Here is a 15,838-nt window from a genome sequence, read left to right as displayed (position 1 = left end):
ACTCCACCAGACAGCAACGATGACAGGTAACGATACGAACGGACGGACGAATCGCTTTCGACCATCGAGGCGGGCGATGCTGGCCGGTATGCTGGGGACGCCCGCCTTGCTGGGCGTCGCCGTGGGCAGCTACGAGGCTGCCACCCGGTCGAGCGTCGACGCCGAGGACGAGGTCACGGGCACGGTCTGTGACCTCGCCTTCGGGCAGGATCACCTGGCCGCGGAACCGACGGGACTGTCGGCCGACCCGCGGGTACTCGACGAACTCGGTATCAGCGAGGGCCAACAGCTCCGCGTGCGTCGGACGGACGACGAGTACGCCATCTACACGGTCCTCGAGGAGCGACCGGAGGCGCCGAACGACCTCGTACGGATGAGCGGCGAGGGTCGCTGCCGACTCGACCTCGAGGGACGGGAGTTCCCCGGCGTCGAGGACGAGGAGTGCCCGGAGCCCCTCGACGGCTGCTCGCTGGCCGACGCGGAGTTCGAGGCGACGCTCTCGGCGAGCGTCGTCGACGACAAATCGGCCACCGAGGCCCGCAAAAACGGCGGCTTCGTCGAGCATCTCGCGGACTACGGCTCGAACGAGATCTTCCTCGCGCCGAGTGGGGGCCAGATCGAACCGAAGACCCACGAGCAGGCCCACGTAGCCGGAGAAGTCGCCAAGGTCACCACCTGGCGGGCGATGGGCTGGCGAAAAGGCGGTGGCTCGTTTACCCGCTATCACGTCCCCTCGCGGCTGATCGATCCGGCGTCGTTCCCGGACCTCGAGACGGTGGCCGACCGGGACTTCGAGACGGCCGTCAGCTTCAACGGACTCTGCGACGACGGCATCGAGGTCGGCGGGGACGCCAGCATGGCGTTCAAGCAGATGCTCGTCGATTCGATCGAGCAGCTGATGCCGAGCTGTTCGATCCCAGTCCGGGCGGTCGACAAGTTCACCGACGAGGAGCTGCTCGTCAACCGGCTGGGCGACGACGGCATCTTCATCAGCCAGTCCTGGGACGTCCGGCGCGCGTACGCCGACGAGATCGCCTACGGCGTCGCGGCCGCGTTCGGCGCGTCGGTGCAGCCGACGCTGAATAGTTGCTAGGGGGATCGGCCCCCCGATTCGAAGACGGTTTAGCCGTCCCGGCCCGAGTCACGCTCGATGAGTTTGTGCGTGACGTTTCTCGGGACGAGCGGGGCCGTGCCAACCGTCGATCGAAACCCGAGTTCGATCGCGGTCGCCCGCGAGGGCGAGTCGTTTCTCTTCGACGCCGGCGAGGGGACCCAGCGCCAGGTGATGCGATACGGGACGGGGTTCGACATCGATCGCATCTTCGTCACGCACGCCCACGGCGATCACGTCCTCGGCCTGCCGGGGCTGGTCCAGACGCTCGACTTCAACGATCGGGTGCGACCGCTTTCGATCACGGTTCCCCGCGGCGCGCGCCGACAGATTCGGTCGCTGATATCCGCGCTCGACACGCGTCCCGGCTTCGAGCTTCGGATTCGCGAAGTCGTCGCCGGCGATGTCGCCTATCGCGGCGAGGAGTACGAGATTCGCACCTTCGAGACGGATCACGACACGCGCTCGCTCGGCTACGCGCTGATCGAAGACGAGCGCAAGGGTCGCTTCGACCGCGAGCGGGCCGAGGAACTCGGCGTTCCCGTCGGGCCGAAGTTCTCCCGGCTACACGAGGGCGAGTCGGTCGAACTGGACGACGGCACGGTCGTCGAACCCGACCAGGTGGTCGGCGATCCGCGGCCGGGTCGCAGCCTGGTCTACACCGGTGACACGCGCCCCAGCGCGGAGACGGTCGCCGTCGCCGACGACCCGGACCTGCTGATCCACGACGCGACGTTCGCGTCAGATAACGCCGAGCGAGCGACGGAGACGGCCCACGCGACCGCGCGCGGCGCCGCCGAGATCGCGAATCGCTGCGGGGCGAAACGCCTCGCGCTGGTGCACCTCTCCTCGCGGTACGCGGGCGATCCGTCGGCGCACCTGGCCGAGGCTCGGGCTGTGTTCGACGGTCCCGAAGAGCGGGTGTTCGTCCCCGAGGACGGTCACGAACTCGATCTCCCGTACCCGGACGCGTGAGAGCGCCGCACGGTCCGAAGCCGGTTCAGCGCCGCGGCCCGACGGCCGCCGGCACGTAGCGGCGCACGACCCAGGCGCCGGCCATCGCGACGAGTCCGACGACGAGCGCCGTGACCAGCACCGTCGCGAGGAACGCCGCGATCGAGAGCGAGACGGACTCGAGGGTGGCACTCGCGAACGCGGTCGCGATCGACAGGCAGACGGCCGCTCCCGCGGCCGTGCTCGCACCGGCGATCTGGTACGTTTCGCCGTCGGGGTACGGCAACCCCCAGCCGAATCCGGCGCCCAGTCCGGCCGCGAGGAAGATCGCCATCGACGGGATGCGAAGCACCGTCAGCGAGATCGCCTCCCTGACGGCCGGGCCGCCCGCCGCCGTCCCCGCCGACGCGGTGACGACGAGAAGTCGCTCGTCGATCGCGTCGAGGAGCATGGTCTGCAGCCCGATCCCGATCCCGACGATCGCGAAGAGGAGGGCGCCGAAGACGACCCACTCCCGGACCGGTGCGGGGCCGGGCCGTTCGCTCGGCGCGGGAGTTGAGCCGGGCGTCGACCGCTCGGGTCGCGCCGGCTTCGACGGTCCAGATCGCGCAGTCGTCGATCGACCCGATCCTCGCGACGGGTCGGACCGTTCGATCGTGGGTGGACCGGGCCGAACGGTCGTCGCCTCCCGTCGCCGATCCGAATCGGAGGCCATACGACGATCGGTTCGTCCGACACCCGTTTAGCCGTTCCCCCCGTTTCGACCGTCGATACGAGCGGTCGGCGCCGAGTCACTGCGCCAGCGGTCGGCGCCGACGGGACGCTGCGATACCAGCGAGGAGAGACCGTTCGGCTGCCGGCCGAGACCGCCGGCGAACGGCGGATGGAGATCGCCCCGCGTCCGGTGATCGCCGGCCGCGTCAGGTTTAACGCGTTCGCCTCCCTACCCACACCGGATGCGAACGAGTGCGCTGGATGCGATCGTCTTCGGTGTCGACGTCCAGCAGGGAGACGTTCGGGGACGGGCACCGTCGTACGCGCTCGTCATCCTCGGCGACGACTCGATCGAACGCGACGTGGTCTCACACCGGAAGCTCCGGCGGCTGATCGCCGATCGCGAACCGGCCATCGTCGCGACCGACAACATGTACGAGCTCGCCGAGGACAAGGACGCCCTCGTCCACTTCCTCGGCTCGCTGCCCGCCGAAACCTCGCTCGTCCAGGTGACCGGCGACGAGCAACCGGAGCCGCTCTCGCGCGTGGCGGCCCGCCACGGGATCCCCTACGGCAGCGACCCGATGCAGGAGGCCGAAGCCGCGGCCCGGCTCGCCGCGCACAACGTGGGCCAGGAGGTCTCGGCCTTCACCGACACGACGACCGTGAAGGTTTCCCGCGGGCGCTCGACGGGCAGCGGGGGCTGGAGCGAGGATCGCTACACCCGCCGGATCCACGGCTCCGTCAGGAAGCGCGCACGCGAGGTCGAATCGACCCTCGAGGAGGAAAACCTCGCGTACGAGCGCGAGGTCCGCGAGGCCTACGGCGGCTTCGCCAACGCCGTGTTCACCGTCGAGGCGACGCCAGCGGACATTCCGATCTCGGGGAATCGGTCGGGCGACGTCAGGGTCGAGATCGAGCGCGAGCGCCGGGACGGCATCGAGTTCCGGCCGCTCGCGAAGCGGCTCGATCACGTCGTCGTCGGGATCGACCCGGGAACGACGACGGCGGTCGCCATCGTCTCGCTGGAGGGCAACGTCCACGACGTCTGGAGTTCGCGCACGAGCGACACCGCGGACGTGATCGAGTGGATCGTCGAGCGCGGTCGGCCGGTGATCGTCGCCGCCGACGTGACGCCGATCCCCGAGACGGTCGAGAAGTTTCGCCGGAGCTTCGACGCCGCGGCCTGGACGCCGGCGCGGGACCTTGCGATCGACGAGAAACAACACCGCACGCGCGAGCACCCCTACGACGACGACCACCAGCGCGACGCCCTCGCCGCGGCGCTGTTCGCCGTCGACGACCACGAGGACCAGTTCGAGCGCATCGCGGCGAAAGTCCCGCCGGGGATCGATCGCGGGGTCGTCATCGACCGCGTCGTCTCCGGCGAGGAGTCCGTCGAGACCGTCCTCGCCGATCTCGAGGACGAGGAGGGCGGCGAAGCCGAGGAGACGACCCACGAACCCCGCGAACTCACTCCAGAGGAAGAGCGCATTCGGTCGCTCGAGTCCCAGGTCGAGCGCCTTGACGCCCACGTCGATCGGCTGAAGGGCCGACTCGCGGATCGCGACGAGCGGATCGAGGAGCTGGAGGCCGAACTCGAGACCGCCCGGAGCGAGACGCGCCGCGAGGTGCGAAAGGACCGCGAGGTGACCCGGCTCGAACGCCGCGCGAACCAGCTCGAACGCGAGCGCGACGAGGCGCGAGAGGAAGTTGCGGCCCTCGAGCGGAAGGTCGAGCGGATGAAGGCCCTCTGGAAGCTCGACCACTCGAACTTCGCCGACGTCTCCGCGAAGAAGGCGGGGCTGGTCCCCGTAAAAGTGATCGAGAAATTCACGCGCGACGCCATCCGCGAGGCCGACGAGGCCTACGGCCTCGCCCCGAACGACGTCGTCTACCTCCGGGACGCGAGCGGCGCCGGCCGCTCGACGGCGGAGCGGCTGGTCGCGCACGAGCCGCGGGTCGTCCTCAAAGACGGCGGCCTCTCGGACGTCGCGGATCGGGTCCTCTTCGAGGCCGACGTCCCGGTCGCGCCGGCCGACGACGTCGCGATGCAGGAGGTGGACGAACTCGCGGTCGCCCGCGAGGGCGACGTCGAGGACGCCATCGACGACTGGCACGACCGCGCCCGCGAACGGGAGCGCTCGAAGACGGCTTCGATGGTCGACCGGGTCATCAGCGAGCACCGCGCCGGCGACAACGAGGCGTGATCGCCGGCGACACCGGGACCGGGCGTCGTCGACTCCCGGGCGCTCGCCTAGAACATCCCGAACGAGCGCATCACCGACGAGATCAACCCCTTCGCGATCAGGGCGATTCCGACGAGCACGAGCGCCAGGCCGACGGCGACTTGCCAGTGGTAGTACGCGATAACGGCGAGACCGGCCAGCAACAGGACGATTCCGGCGAGGCCGCTCGTTCCGAGCTTGTCGATCATACGCCGAGTGACCGGGCCGGACGAATAAAGACGCTGATTCTTCACGGCGGGTGACCCGGAATGGGTCGGGTGTCGATCGGATCCCGGCTCGTCCGGAACCGAAACGGCTACCGGGTTCCCGTCGCGAGAGACGCCATGGCACCGACGTCCACCGTCGAACGGGCGATCGAAGACGTGCCGGTCGCAGGGGCCCGGTGTCTCGAGGCCGGGGCGGGCGCCGGCAACATGACCGCCGCGCTCCGCGAGGCGGGGGCCGGCGCTGTGGTCGCCGTCACCGACGATCGCGACCACGCCGCCGGCGTCCGCGATCGATTCGAGAGCGAGCGGCCCGCCGTGCTGGAAGCCGACCTGCGATCGACGCCGCTGTCCGACGACAGCGTCTCGATCGTCACCGCACACGCCTTGTTCAACGTTCTCACCCCCGCGATCGTCCCCGCGATCGCCGACGAACTCACCCGGGTCGCCCGGCCCGGCGCCCGGCTGGTCGTCGACGACTACGACTCGATCCCCCACGACGGACTGCGCGGGCTCTTCGCGGCGGAAAACGCGGCCGCGGAGCTCGCGGACGGGGCGCCGGCGCTCACGTTCTACCCCGCCGCCCACCTCCGGGCGTGTTTCGAGGCGCGCGGGTGGCGCTTCGAGCGCGAGCGATCGCTGCTCGAACCGGTCCCGTGGACGGCCGACCTGCTGGACGCCCACGCCGACCTCGCCCGGGAGTCGGCGGCGCGACTCGACGGCCCGCTGGCCGAGGCGCTCGAGGCGGACGTGACGCGCCGGCGCGACGAACTGGGTGACGGCATCGACACCGGCCGGATGTACAGCCTCGCGTTTCGCCTCACCACCTAACTGGACGAGTCCCGGCATCCGGCAGCCGTCGGGGGTGCTGCAGTGGGCGTCGGTCCCCCTTGCAGACCGCGGCGCATCCTGCAAAAGTTAAACCGTTCCAGTCCGAACCGGCGCGTATGAGTGACGAGGAGGGTGGTCGCACGAACCTCCGGATGCCCGACGACGACGAGGTGTTCGCGACCGTCACGGACATGCTCGGCGCCAACCGAGTCACGGTCCGCTGTGCCGACGGGAAGGAACGAACCGCCCGCATTCCGGGCAAGATGCAAAAGCGCATCTGGATCCGCGAGGACGACGTCGTGCTCGTCTCCCCGTGGGACTGGCAGGACGAGAAGGCCGACATCACCTGGCGCTACGAGAAGTCAGAGGCCGACCAGCTCCGACGGGAAGGCCACATTCAATAAAGCAGAACTATTTCTCTGCGGGCGCGGCGCAGCCGCGACCTCGGAAAAGTCGCTCGCGAAGAGCGATTGCGAGTCGAGCCGGCAGTGGGGATATCGATGCCACTGCGGAACGAACGTCGTCGAAGCTGTAGCGGTGTGAAAATTAGATTGTATTCCGTCTCTGGTCGCGCGGATTACCCGTATTCCCGCGACGTTTCGTCCGCAGTACCCGATAATTGTTGAAAGTAAACAGTACCAAGGATATATGTATACCGTTGGGTATTGTCACTATCGTGGTCACACCGTGAACGAAGACGACCCGGCGAAACAGACGGAGGAACTAGCGGGGGACCTGGGCGAATCGAGCGGTGAACTGACGATCGACTTCTACGGCGGTCGCGGCATGAGCGCCCTGCCGATCGCCTTCTTCATCGTGTGGGCGATCTTCCAGACCGCATTCCTGCGAATTTCGAGCGAGCGCGGACTCGTCCTCGGCATCCTGATCGGGCTGATCGTCGGGATGTTCTTCGTGAAGGGGTCCTGGCGCGAGTACGCGAGTACGATCTTCGAGGGGATGACCCAGCCGGTCGCCGTGACGGCGATCGTCGCCTGGATCTGGGCGGGCATGTTCGCAGAGACGTTGCAGGAAGGCGGGTTCGTCGGCGGACTGCTCTGGTTCGCCGACGTGGCCGGCGTGACGGGCGCGCTGGTCCCCGCGATCACGTTCGTTCTCGCCGCGTTACTCGCGACGGGCATCGGGACGGGTTACGGGACGACGATCGCGTTCGTCACGCTGTTCTTCCCCGCCGGCCTCGTCCTCGGTGCCAACCCCGTCCTCCTGTTCGGCGCGATCCTCTCGGGTGCCATCTTCGGCGACAACCTCGCCCCCGTGAGCGACACGACGATCGTCAGCGCCGTCACGCAGGATTCGGACATCGGTGGCGTCGTCGCCTCGCGATTCAAGTACGCCATCGTCGCCGCGCTCGTCGCGTTCGCGGGCTACGTCGTCGCGGGCTCGATGATGAGCGGTGCGACCGTCGCCGGTGACCCGGCGGCGATTCTGGACGATGCGACGAACGCGATCGGCCTGGTCCACCTGCTCTCGATGGGGGTTGTGATCGTGATGGCCGTGGCCGGTCGCCACATCATCGAGGCCATCTCCTGGGGAATTGTCGTCGCCATCGTCGCGAACCTCGCCCTCGGTCTCACGTCCGTGAGCGCCATCGTGAACTTCGAGGCCCCCGCCGACGCCCCCGTGATCGACTTGCTCGAGTGGCTGCCGGTCGCCGAGGCCGACCTCCTCTCGAGACTGCCGTTCGTCGAGATTATTCCGGACGCGCAGGATCCCGCCATCACCGGTAGCCTCGTCGAGGGAGCGGCCGGCTTCTTCACGCTCTCGATTCTGGTCCTGTTCATCATCGCCGCGGCCCAGATCATGATCCGCGGCGGCGCATTTCAGGCGGTCCTCGACTGGTCGCTCGACAGCCTGGCGACGAACGTTCGCAACGCCGAGTTGACGATGGTCGGCTCGGCGGCGCTGATCAACGCCACGATCACGATCAACACCGCCGCCGAGGTCGCGATCGGCCCCTACATTTCGAAGGTCGGCGAGCGCTTCAACATCAACGGCTATCGCCGAGCGAACATTCTCGACGCACAGACCTCCGCGCTCGGCTACATCTTCCCGTGGTCCGGCGGGGTCCTCGTTGGGTACACGTCGATGCAGGACCTCACCCAGGAATTCGGGTTCTTCACCGATGCGATGGTCGTCAACCCGGTCGAGGTCGTCCCCTTCGTCTTCCACGGCTGGCTGCTGGTGACGGTGTTCGTCCTCGCGGCGATTACCGGCTTCGGCCGCGAGTACACCATCGATCGCGAATCCACGGAGGTGTCCAGGGTATGAGCCTCTTCGAGAAGTACTTCGCCGGCTGGACGTTCCGAACGTCGACGCCCTCGCTCACCGTAGGCGACGAGGTGAACGTCTTCCTCCATCGCTACGAGAAACACGCCGTGGACGGTGACGGTGCTGGCTCGGGCGCCGCGGCAGCGGCGGGAGACGAAGCCGCGACCGAAACGGCCGCCGGCTCCGAGGGCGTCGGCGTCGCGGACATCGGCGACACGCGCCTCTACGTCGAGGGCGTCGGGCCGGAGCACGTCGACGTGCAAGTCCGGGTGCGCATCACGGAGTTCGACGCGTCGACCGCGACCGGTCGCGGCGAGTTCGTCAGCGTCGTCGGCGAGAGTTCCTACGCGGGCTGATCGGCGTCGGGCGAACGGTATCCGCAGTTTTTTGGTGGCGATAGTCGGAGCCGACCGATCGCAGCCGTCAGGTGGTCGCCGATGCGGCCTCCTGTGCCGGACGGCGATGGGCGAAGACGTCGAGGATCGGCGTCGCGTCCCGGAGCCCGGGCAAGCGAAGTTCTCGATCGGCGAGTTCGATCACGACCGTCTCCGTCCCGAAGAGCCGGTCCAGCCGATCGCGTTCGACGCGGACATCGCGTTCGTCCCACGCCGCGACGCGCCACAGCGGATCGTCGAACAGACGGTCGTACGCGAGGACCGAATCGTCGTCGACACGATACTCGACGCCCCCGTAGCGCAGCCAGTAATCGAGGTGGAGCAAGAGGAGCGGGACGAACACCGACAGGACGGCGAGTCCGGCCACGATCGTCCAGGCCCTGCCCGTGGCGAACAGGAGCGCCCCCAAGCCGAGTAAGACCCCGATGAACCACGCGCCGGGAAACCGGCGGAGGTGGGCCGCGGTCGCGAGCAACCGGGCTCTGATCGGCGGTCGGACTCGGATATCCGTCCGCGGGACGGTTTCGATCGCGGTGATCTCGTCGTCCGCGTCGTCCTCGTTACCCGCAGACGATTCGGCACCCGTCACGTGACCCAGGCCGTGTGATTCACCCCACGTCGCCAATCGATCCCGGTAGACGCTGACGAGATCGATTCCGAGCTTGACGAGCACGATACTGACCACCAGCGCGCTGCCGGCGATCGACGGATCGACTGCAGAGAGCGACTCACCGCGAGCGACCGTCGGATCGGCCGTAGCGGCGAAGACCGACGTCCCCATCCCGACGAAAAGCAACACGCAGCAGCGCAGGAAAATGGGTTGGATCGCCGTCTGGGCACTGTGCTCGCGATAGCCTCCGCGGTAGAAGTACTCGAGCCCCGTTCGACCACCCTCGATACTGAACATGGCCATGATTGCGTACGTCACCGTCGTGATGGCGGACGGATCGAGCGCGCGGTCCCCGAGCGGGCCGACGGTGACGGCTCCCGTCACGAACCAGATCGCGGCGACCATCGGCCCGAGGACGACGAGTACCGGGAGCGTCGAGAGCTGGATCCCGACGCCGGTCCACGGGAGGGAAAGCGCGGCCGACCGATCCGCGAGCACTCCGACGACCAGACCGTTGCGATCGAATTCCGACGGCTGACCGGCGAACAGCGCCCGGACGAGCCCCCAGAAGCCCACGACCGCGAGTTCGAACCAGTAGACGGCCACGAGCGTCGCCGCCCGCCAGCCGAACGCCAGGACGCCGACGAGCGGGACCAGGTTCGCGACGACGGCGGCAGACACCTCGACGCGCCGCTCGTCGTCACCCACCCAATGCACGATCTCCATTCGTCCCGCCGATTAGAGTACACGCAATAAACACTTCCCATCTCGCGCTCGGTCGAGAGCGGCGATTACGGCCCGATGCGGGCGAAACCGGCTCCGGCGCCGTCGTTACTCTCGATTGAGTTCGTTCCACTCGGGAATCCACGCGACGTTCGCTCCGGTCAGCGAGATGAGGTACATCGCGACCGGCAACAACAGTCCCACGCCGACGAGATAGGGCACGTCGACGGTTCCGCTCCCCTCGGAAAAGAGGCCGACGTACTCGAGGACGGCGAGCGTGGCCAATACGACCAGAATCGTCGTTCCGTACTCCGTCGGATCGGGGGTCGGAAATTTCATGGATCGGCGGGGCTGTGCCCGGTCCGACGCCTTCCCGCCACTTGAAACGACGGGCTACAGCCCCGCCACGTCCTCGATCGCGTCCGTCAACGCCTTGATCGACTCTACGTCGTGTTCGCCCATGTGCCCGATGCGGAACGTCCGTTCGCCGAGCGCCGAGCCGTAGCCGTTCGCGAAGACCATGTCGTACTCCTGGGAGACGGCCTCGATGGTCGCGGCGACGTCGATGTCGCGGGTGTTTTCGATGCAGCTCACCGTCTGGGACTCGTAGCCCGCCTCGGGGAACACGTCGAAGTGCTCTCGCGCCCACTCCTGGGTGTACGCGGCCATCTCGCGGTGGCGCTCGTCGCGGGCAGCGTGGCCCTCCTCGAGCATGTGTTTCATCTGTTCGCGGTAGGCGAGCATGATCGGGATGGCGGGCGTCGAGTGGGTCTGGCCCTTGCGCTCGTAGTAGTCGATCGTGCGCTGGAAGCCGCCGTACCACGCGGCCGACTCGGATTCGACCTCGCGCTCGTAGGCCGCGTCGCTGACGACGCAGACCGCGAGTCCGGGCGGCATCGCGAAGGCCTTCTGGACGGAGGTGAAGATGACGTCGATCCCGTGGGCGTCGATGTCGACGTAATCGCCGCCCAGCGCGGAGACGGCGTCGACGACGAAGTAGGTATCCGGGTAGTCGGACACGACGTCGCCGATCTCTTCGACCGGGTTTCGCACCCCGGTCGAACTCTCGTTCAGCACGCAGGTGACGACGTCGTAGTCGATCTCGCTCGTTTCGAGGTGCTCGCGGACGTCCTCGGGTTTGACCGCGGCCCCCCACTCGTACTCCAGGGTGTCGACCGATTTGCCGAGCCGTTCGGCGACGTTCGCCTGGCGCTCGGAGAAACTCCCGCAGGTCGTACAGAGGACGTGCTCGTCGACGAGGTTCTGGATCGCACTCTCCATGAAGGCCGTCCCCGAGGCGGTGAGGACGATGGCGTGGTGGTCGGTGTCGAGGAAGTCCTTCGTGTCCTCGACGACCGTCGTGTAGAGGTCCGTCATCCGGTCCATGCGGTGGCCGAACTGGGGTTCACACATCGCCTCGAGGACGTCCTCGCGCACTTCGGTCGGGCCGGGGATGTACAGCGTCTTGTCGGGATAGTCGCCGGTATACTCGCGGTGGTCGGTCACGGGAGGCACCTGCCTTCGGTTCCACGCTCCCGGCGTATGGCCCTTGCGGAGTTGACGATTATCGCACCGCGGTCGCGCCGACTTCGACGGGTGTCCGCCACTGGAACGCATGGGGGATCCGAGTGGAGGACGACTCACGACTGCGGCGAGGAGAGCCCCTCCGTCTCCGTCGACAATCGCAGGAACAGCGGCACCGCGACGAGGGCGATGGCGATCTCCGTGCCGCCGACGACCACGAAGGCCGCGTCGTAGCCCCACCACCCGGCGACCGTGCCGCCGACGACGAAGCCGGCCAGGAAGCCGAGGCTGCCGGCGAGGTTGAACCCGCCCATGGCGACGCCGCGCTCGTCGGCGGCGGCCAGGTCCGTCACGAGCGCCATCGTCGCCGGGGAGACCAGCGCCCCGAGGACCCCCACCCCAACCATGGCGACGGCGGCCGTCGCGACCGACGGCGCCGCGCCGACGGCCAGGATGCCCGCGCCGAAGCAGATCGAGCCGACGACGATCGGGATCGTCCGGCCGATGCGATCCGAGAGGATGCCCATCGGGTACTGCAGGAGGGCGAAGGGCGCGAAGAAACAGGCGAGCATGAGGCCGGTCGCGGCGGGGTCGAGGCCGAAGGCAGACTGGAAGTACAGCGTCCCGACGAGGGCGAAGAAACCCGCGGTCATGCGATCGACGAAGCCGAAGGCGTACGGCAGCGTCAGGATCGGCCGCTCGCGAACGCTCCGGATGATGGCCCGCCAGGCCCGCGTCGACGACGGCGCGCGATCGGGCACGGTCGTCACGAGGCCGCCGACGACCGTCAGCAAGGTTGCGGCGGCGACCAGCGGGGCCACCGGATCGACGGCGGTCAGTCGCCCGCCGATCGGGGCGCCCAGCGCCGCCCCGAGCCCGATTGCGATGCCGGCGGCGCCCATGTTCGTCCCGTGGCCACCCTCGAGGTCCATCAGCATCGTCATCGTCAGCGAGAACGCGCCGATCGTCATCGCACCCTGAAAGACCCGCAAGAGGAGGACGCCGCCGAAGGGGATCGACCCGATCGTCGGGACCAGTGCGAGGGCCGCGTAGCCGGCCGCCCCCGCGAGGGCCGCCCCCACGACGAAGGGGGTACGCCGCCCCGCCGCGTCGCTCGCGACGCCCCAGACGCCGACGAACGCGACGTAGCCGGCGAACTCCGCGACGAGGAACCACATGCTCGCGTCGAGCTGCGGCGAGACCGAGCCCTCGGTCGAGGTACCGGGCTCGGCACCGAGCTCCGTCACGAGGTCCGCGATCCCCGGGTAGAGGAGCAACTGCGAGAAGAGGACGGTGAAGACGACGGCGGCGAGCACCGCGCGGACGCGACCGGTTCGGGTCACGCCCGCTCGTTGTCGCCCTGCGCCTATCAAGTCGTCCATTTTGGCCACTGACAGCCGGGGTTCGCACGCCGACGGCCTCGGCGCTTGATTCGTCACCGCTCCGCGATCGGTCGGCGCGCCGTTCGCGACGCGTGTGATGTGATAGCTAGCCAGGCGGCTTTTGCCGTTACTCTCGGGCATAAATGTAGACGGATATATAATCCACAGATATGACCGACGCCGACGGAACGCGCGGGGAGACTGGCGGTCCAGGACTGGCCACGCGGAGCGTTCACGGGGGGTACGACGGCGATTCGAACACGGGCGCCGCGGCGCTGCCGCTCTACCAGACGACCTCCTACACGTTCGACGACGCGGCCGACGCCGCCGCGCGGTACGCCCTCGAGCGCGAGGACCACATCTACTCGCGGATCAGCAACCCGACCGTCCGGGCGCTCGAAGACCGACTGGCCGGCCTCGCCGGCGGCGCGGGCGCCGTCGCGACCGGCAGCGGCATGGCAGCGCTCGACGCCATCACGCTCCCGCTGGCCGAACACGGCGACAACGTCGTCGTCTCGAGCGACACCTACGGCGGCACGACCGCGTACTTCCGCTCGACGGCGTCGCGCCGGGGCATCGAGGCCCGGTTCGTCCCGACGCTCGAACCCGACTCCTACGCCGAGGCGATCGACGCGGACACGGCGTTCGTCCACGTCGAGACCGTCGGCAACCCCTCGCTCGTCACACCGGACTTCGAAGAACTCGCCGCGATCGCCCACGATCGGGGCGTCCCGCTGGTCGTCGACAACACGTTCGCCACGCCGGCGCTCTGTCGACCGCTCGAACACGGCGCGGACGTCGTCTGGTCCTCGACGACGAAGTGGATTCACGGCCACGGGACGACGATCGGCGGCGTCGTCATCGACGGCGGGAGTTTCCCCTGGAACGAGTACCCCGATCGTTACCCGGAACTCGCCGGCGAGAACCCGGCGTACGCCGACGTCGATTTCGGTCGGGACTTCGCCGACGCTCCCTTCGCCGCCGCGGCGCGTTTTCGCTCGGTTCGCAGCCTCGGGAACGGCCAGTCGCCGTTCGACGCCTGGCAAACCGCCCAGGGGCTCGAAACCCTTCCGCTCCGGATGGAGCGCCACTGCGAGAACGCCGCCGTCCTCGCCGACTACCTGGCCGACCACCCGGACGTGGCCTGGGTCGCCTACCCCGGCTTGGAGAGCCACGCGACGCACGAGAACGCGACGCGGTACCTGGACGACTACGGCGGGATGCTCGCGTTCGGTCTGGCCGGCGCGGACGGTGGCAGTGGTGACCGAGGTGGAGGAGGCGGCACTGAAACCGGTCCAACGGCGTTCGAGGCCGGCAAGCGCTTTTGCGAGTCGGTCGAACTCGCCTCCTTCCTGGCGAACGTCGGCGACGCGAAGACGCTCGTCATCCACCCGGCGAGTACGACCCACGGCCAGCTCACCCCCGAGGAGCGGGAGAACGCCGGCGTCTCGGCCGATCTCGTTCGCGTCTCCGTCGGGCTGGAGGATCCGGCCGACCTGCTCGCGGACTTCGAACGCGCGATCGATCGGGCGACGTCGGCTTCGTCACGCACGTAATCGGGTGGGCTCGCTTCCCGCCGGCGTGCGGCGCCCCGCAGTTATATAATTAGTTCGGGCGTATCGATACTAATTAGTAGTTCGTCAACCGACCAGTCATCTGTGGTTTACGAGACTGGAAACCGGACGGTCGACGAGGCGGTCGAACGCGTCCTGGCCGGCGAGCGGCTCGATCGACGCGACGGCCTGGCGCTGATCGCCCAGCCGCTTTCAGACCTCGCGCCGGCGGCCGACGCCGTCCGGGCGCACTTCGGCGACGGCACCGTCGACGCCTGCTCGATCGTCAACGCGAAGGCCGGCAACTGCGCCGAGGACTGCGGCTTCTGCGCGCAGTCGGTCCACTTCGACACCGGGATCGACACCTACGGCTTCCTGGATCCCGAGGAGATCCTCGCCGCGGCGAAACGGGCCGAGCGCGACGGCGCCCAGCGATTCGGCATCGTCGTCGCGGAGAAGGGCGTCTCGAAGGACCGGCGTCCCGACGAGTGGGACGACGTCATCAGGGCGATCCGGCTGGTTCGCGACGAGACCGACGTCGAGGTCGACGCGAGCCTCGGCATCCTCACGCGCGAAGAGGCGGAGATCCTGGCCGCGGAGGGGATCAACCACTACAATCACAACATCGAGACCTCCCCGCGGTACTTCCCCGAGATCGTCGACACGCACCGCTTCGAGGACCGCGTGAAGACGCTCGAACGGGCCAAGGACGTCGGCATGGACCTCTGTGCGGGCGTCATCCTGGGCATGGGCGAGGCGCCGACCGACCGGATCGACGCGGCGATCGCGCTGCAGGAGATCGGGATCTCCTCGCTGCCGGTCAACGTCCTGAACCCCGTCGCGGGGACGCCGCTCGGCGAGCGCTTCGGCGACTCGCCGCCGATCACGACCGAGGAACTCCTCTCGACCATCGCGGTCTACCGACTGCTACATCCCGAGGCGCGGGTGCGCCTGACTGGCGGGCGAGAGGTCAACCTCGAACGGGACGAGCAGCACCTGCCCTTCGAGGCCGGCGCCGACGGTATCCTCGTCGGCGACTACCTCACCACGTCGGGCCAGTCGCCCGGCGATGACATCGAGGTGATCGAGCGGTCGGGGCTGGCACCGAACACCGCGGTCAACGAGTTCGATCCGGAGTCGGTCAAAGCGCGCGCCGAGGCCGACGATCCCGAACGCATCGAAGACGGAACCCCCGAACGCGTCGAGACGGCCGTCGGGACGGCGACGAGCATCGCCGACGCCGACGACGATTGAGTCGAGACACGCTGGAAGCCGACCGACAGAACCGCTACAACATCGACGA

At 68.3% G+C, this 15,838-nt stretch carries 15 protein-coding genes; 9 read left to right on the top strand and 6 right to left on the bottom strand.

Annotated elements, in window-relative coordinates:
• Positions 1-88: 88 nt before the first annotated feature.
• Both MXA07_RS05140 and rnz read left to right on the top strand, forming a co-directional pair.
• On the top strand, positions 89-1,093 hold the full coding sequence (locus tag MXA07_RS05140; RefSeq protein ID WP_247730976.1) for a hypothetical protein: 1,005 nt from the start codon (positions 89-91) through the stop codon (positions 1,091-1,093).
• A 57-nt stretch (positions 1,094-1,150) separates the two neighbouring features.
• On the top strand, positions 1,151-2,086 hold the full coding sequence (rnz, locus tag MXA07_RS05135) for a ribonuclease Z (protein WP_247730975.1): 936 nt from the start codon (positions 1,151-1,153) through the stop codon (positions 2,084-2,086).
• A gap of 25 nt (positions 2,087-2,111) precedes the next feature.
• Here rnz and MXA07_RS05130 read toward each other — a convergent pair whose 3' ends face one another.
• The gene (locus tag MXA07_RS05130) at positions 2,112-2,780 is read right to left on the bottom strand and encodes a hypothetical protein (RefSeq protein WP_247730974.1); all 669 of its coding nucleotides are present in this window, start codon (positions 2,778-2,780) and stop codon (positions 2,112-2,114) included.
• Between the two features lie 241 nt (positions 2,781-3,021).
• Here MXA07_RS05130 and MXA07_RS05125 point away from each other — a divergent pair, with 241 nt between their 5' ends.
• Positions 3,022-4,989, top strand: coding sequence for a DUF460 domain-containing protein (locus tag MXA07_RS05125; protein ID WP_247730973.1), 1,968 nt, complete (start codon positions 3,022-3,024; stop codon positions 4,987-4,989).
• Between the two features lie 47 nt (positions 4,990-5,036).
• Here the strand turns inward: MXA07_RS05125 and MXA07_RS05120 are convergent, their stop codons facing one another.
• Entirely contained in the window at positions 5,037-5,216 is a 180-nt protein-coding gene (locus MXA07_RS05120) for a DUF7470 family protein (protein ID WP_247730972.1), read from the bottom strand.
• 135 nt (positions 5,217-5,351) lie between these two features.
• On the opposite strand from MXA07_RS05120, the gene MXA07_RS05115 reads away from it, so the two are divergent.
• From MXA07_RS05115 to MXA07_RS05100, 4 genes are all read left to right on the top strand, one after another.
• Complete coding sequence (locus tag MXA07_RS05115; RefSeq protein WP_247730971.1) at positions 5,352-6,062, top strand: class I SAM-dependent methyltransferase; 711 nt, start codon at positions 5,352-5,354, stop codon at positions 6,060-6,062.
• Positions 6,063-6,178: 116 nt separating this feature from the next.
• Complete coding sequence (eif1A, locus tag MXA07_RS05110) at positions 6,179-6,466, top strand: translation initiation factor eIF-1A (protein WP_247730970.1); 288 nt, start codon at positions 6,179-6,181, stop codon at positions 6,464-6,466.
• A gap of 382 nt (positions 6,467-6,848) precedes the next feature.
• Entirely contained in the window at positions 6,849-8,348 is a 1,500-nt protein-coding gene (locus tag MXA07_RS05105; protein ID WP_425492212.1) for a Na+/H+ antiporter NhaC family protein, read from the top strand.
• On the top strand, positions 8,345-8,704 hold the full coding sequence (locus MXA07_RS05100) for a DUF7513 family protein (RefSeq protein WP_247730969.1): 360 nt from the start codon (positions 8,345-8,347) through the stop codon (positions 8,702-8,704). Before MXA07_RS05105 ends, MXA07_RS05100 begins: the two co-directional genes overlap by 4 nt.
• Positions 8,705-8,771: 67 nt before the next feature.
• Here MXA07_RS05100 and MXA07_RS05095 read toward each other — a convergent pair whose 3' ends face one another.
• The 4 genes from MXA07_RS05095 to MXA07_RS05080 all read right to left on the bottom strand — a co-directional run bounded on the left by MXA07_RS05095 (position 8,772) and on the right by MXA07_RS05080 (position 12,943).
• The gene (locus MXA07_RS05095) at positions 8,772-10,079 is read right to left on the bottom strand and encodes a DUF6498-containing protein (protein WP_247730968.1); all 1,308 of its coding nucleotides are present in this window, start codon (positions 10,077-10,079) and stop codon (positions 8,772-8,774) included.
• Positions 10,080-10,184: 105 nt separating this feature from the next.
• Positions 10,185-10,415, bottom strand: a complete 231-nt coding sequence (locus tag MXA07_RS05090) for a hypothetical protein (RefSeq protein WP_247730967.1) — start codon at positions 10,413-10,415, stop codon at positions 10,185-10,187.
• A 54-nt stretch (positions 10,416-10,469) separates the two neighbouring features.
• Positions 10,470-11,582, bottom strand: coding sequence for a pyridoxal-phosphate-dependent aminotransferase family protein (locus MXA07_RS05085; protein WP_247731710.1), 1,113 nt, complete (start codon positions 11,580-11,582; stop codon positions 10,470-10,472).
• 134 nt (positions 11,583-11,716) lie between these two features.
• Positions 11,717-12,943: an MFS transporter gene (locus tag MXA07_RS05080; protein ID WP_247730966.1), complete on the bottom strand. Its 1,227-nt coding sequence runs from the start codon at positions 12,941-12,943 to the stop codon at positions 11,717-11,719.
• 209 nt (positions 12,944-13,152) lie between these two features.
• Between MXA07_RS05080 and MXA07_RS05075 the strand changes: the two genes are divergently transcribed.
• Positions 13,153-14,538 (top strand): O-acetylhomoserine aminocarboxypropyltransferase/cysteine synthase family protein, encoded by a 1,386-nt coding sequence (locus MXA07_RS05075; RefSeq protein WP_247730965.1) that lies wholly within the window; start codon positions 13,153-13,155, stop codon positions 14,536-14,538.
• A 102-nt stretch (positions 14,539-14,640) separates the two neighbouring features.
• Complete coding sequence (bioB, locus tag MXA07_RS05070; RefSeq protein WP_247730964.1) at positions 14,641-15,789, top strand: biotin synthase BioB; 1,149 nt, start codon at positions 14,641-14,643, stop codon at positions 15,787-15,789.
• Positions 15,790-15,838: the final 49 nt, after the last annotated feature.

The organism is Halovivax limisalsi, from assembly GCF_023093535.1.
GTDB classification, from domain to species: Archaea; Halobacteriota; Halobacteria; order Halobacteriales; family Natrialbaceae; genus Halovivax; species Halovivax limisalsi.
This window is presented reverse-complemented; position numbering and strand designations above follow the sequence as displayed.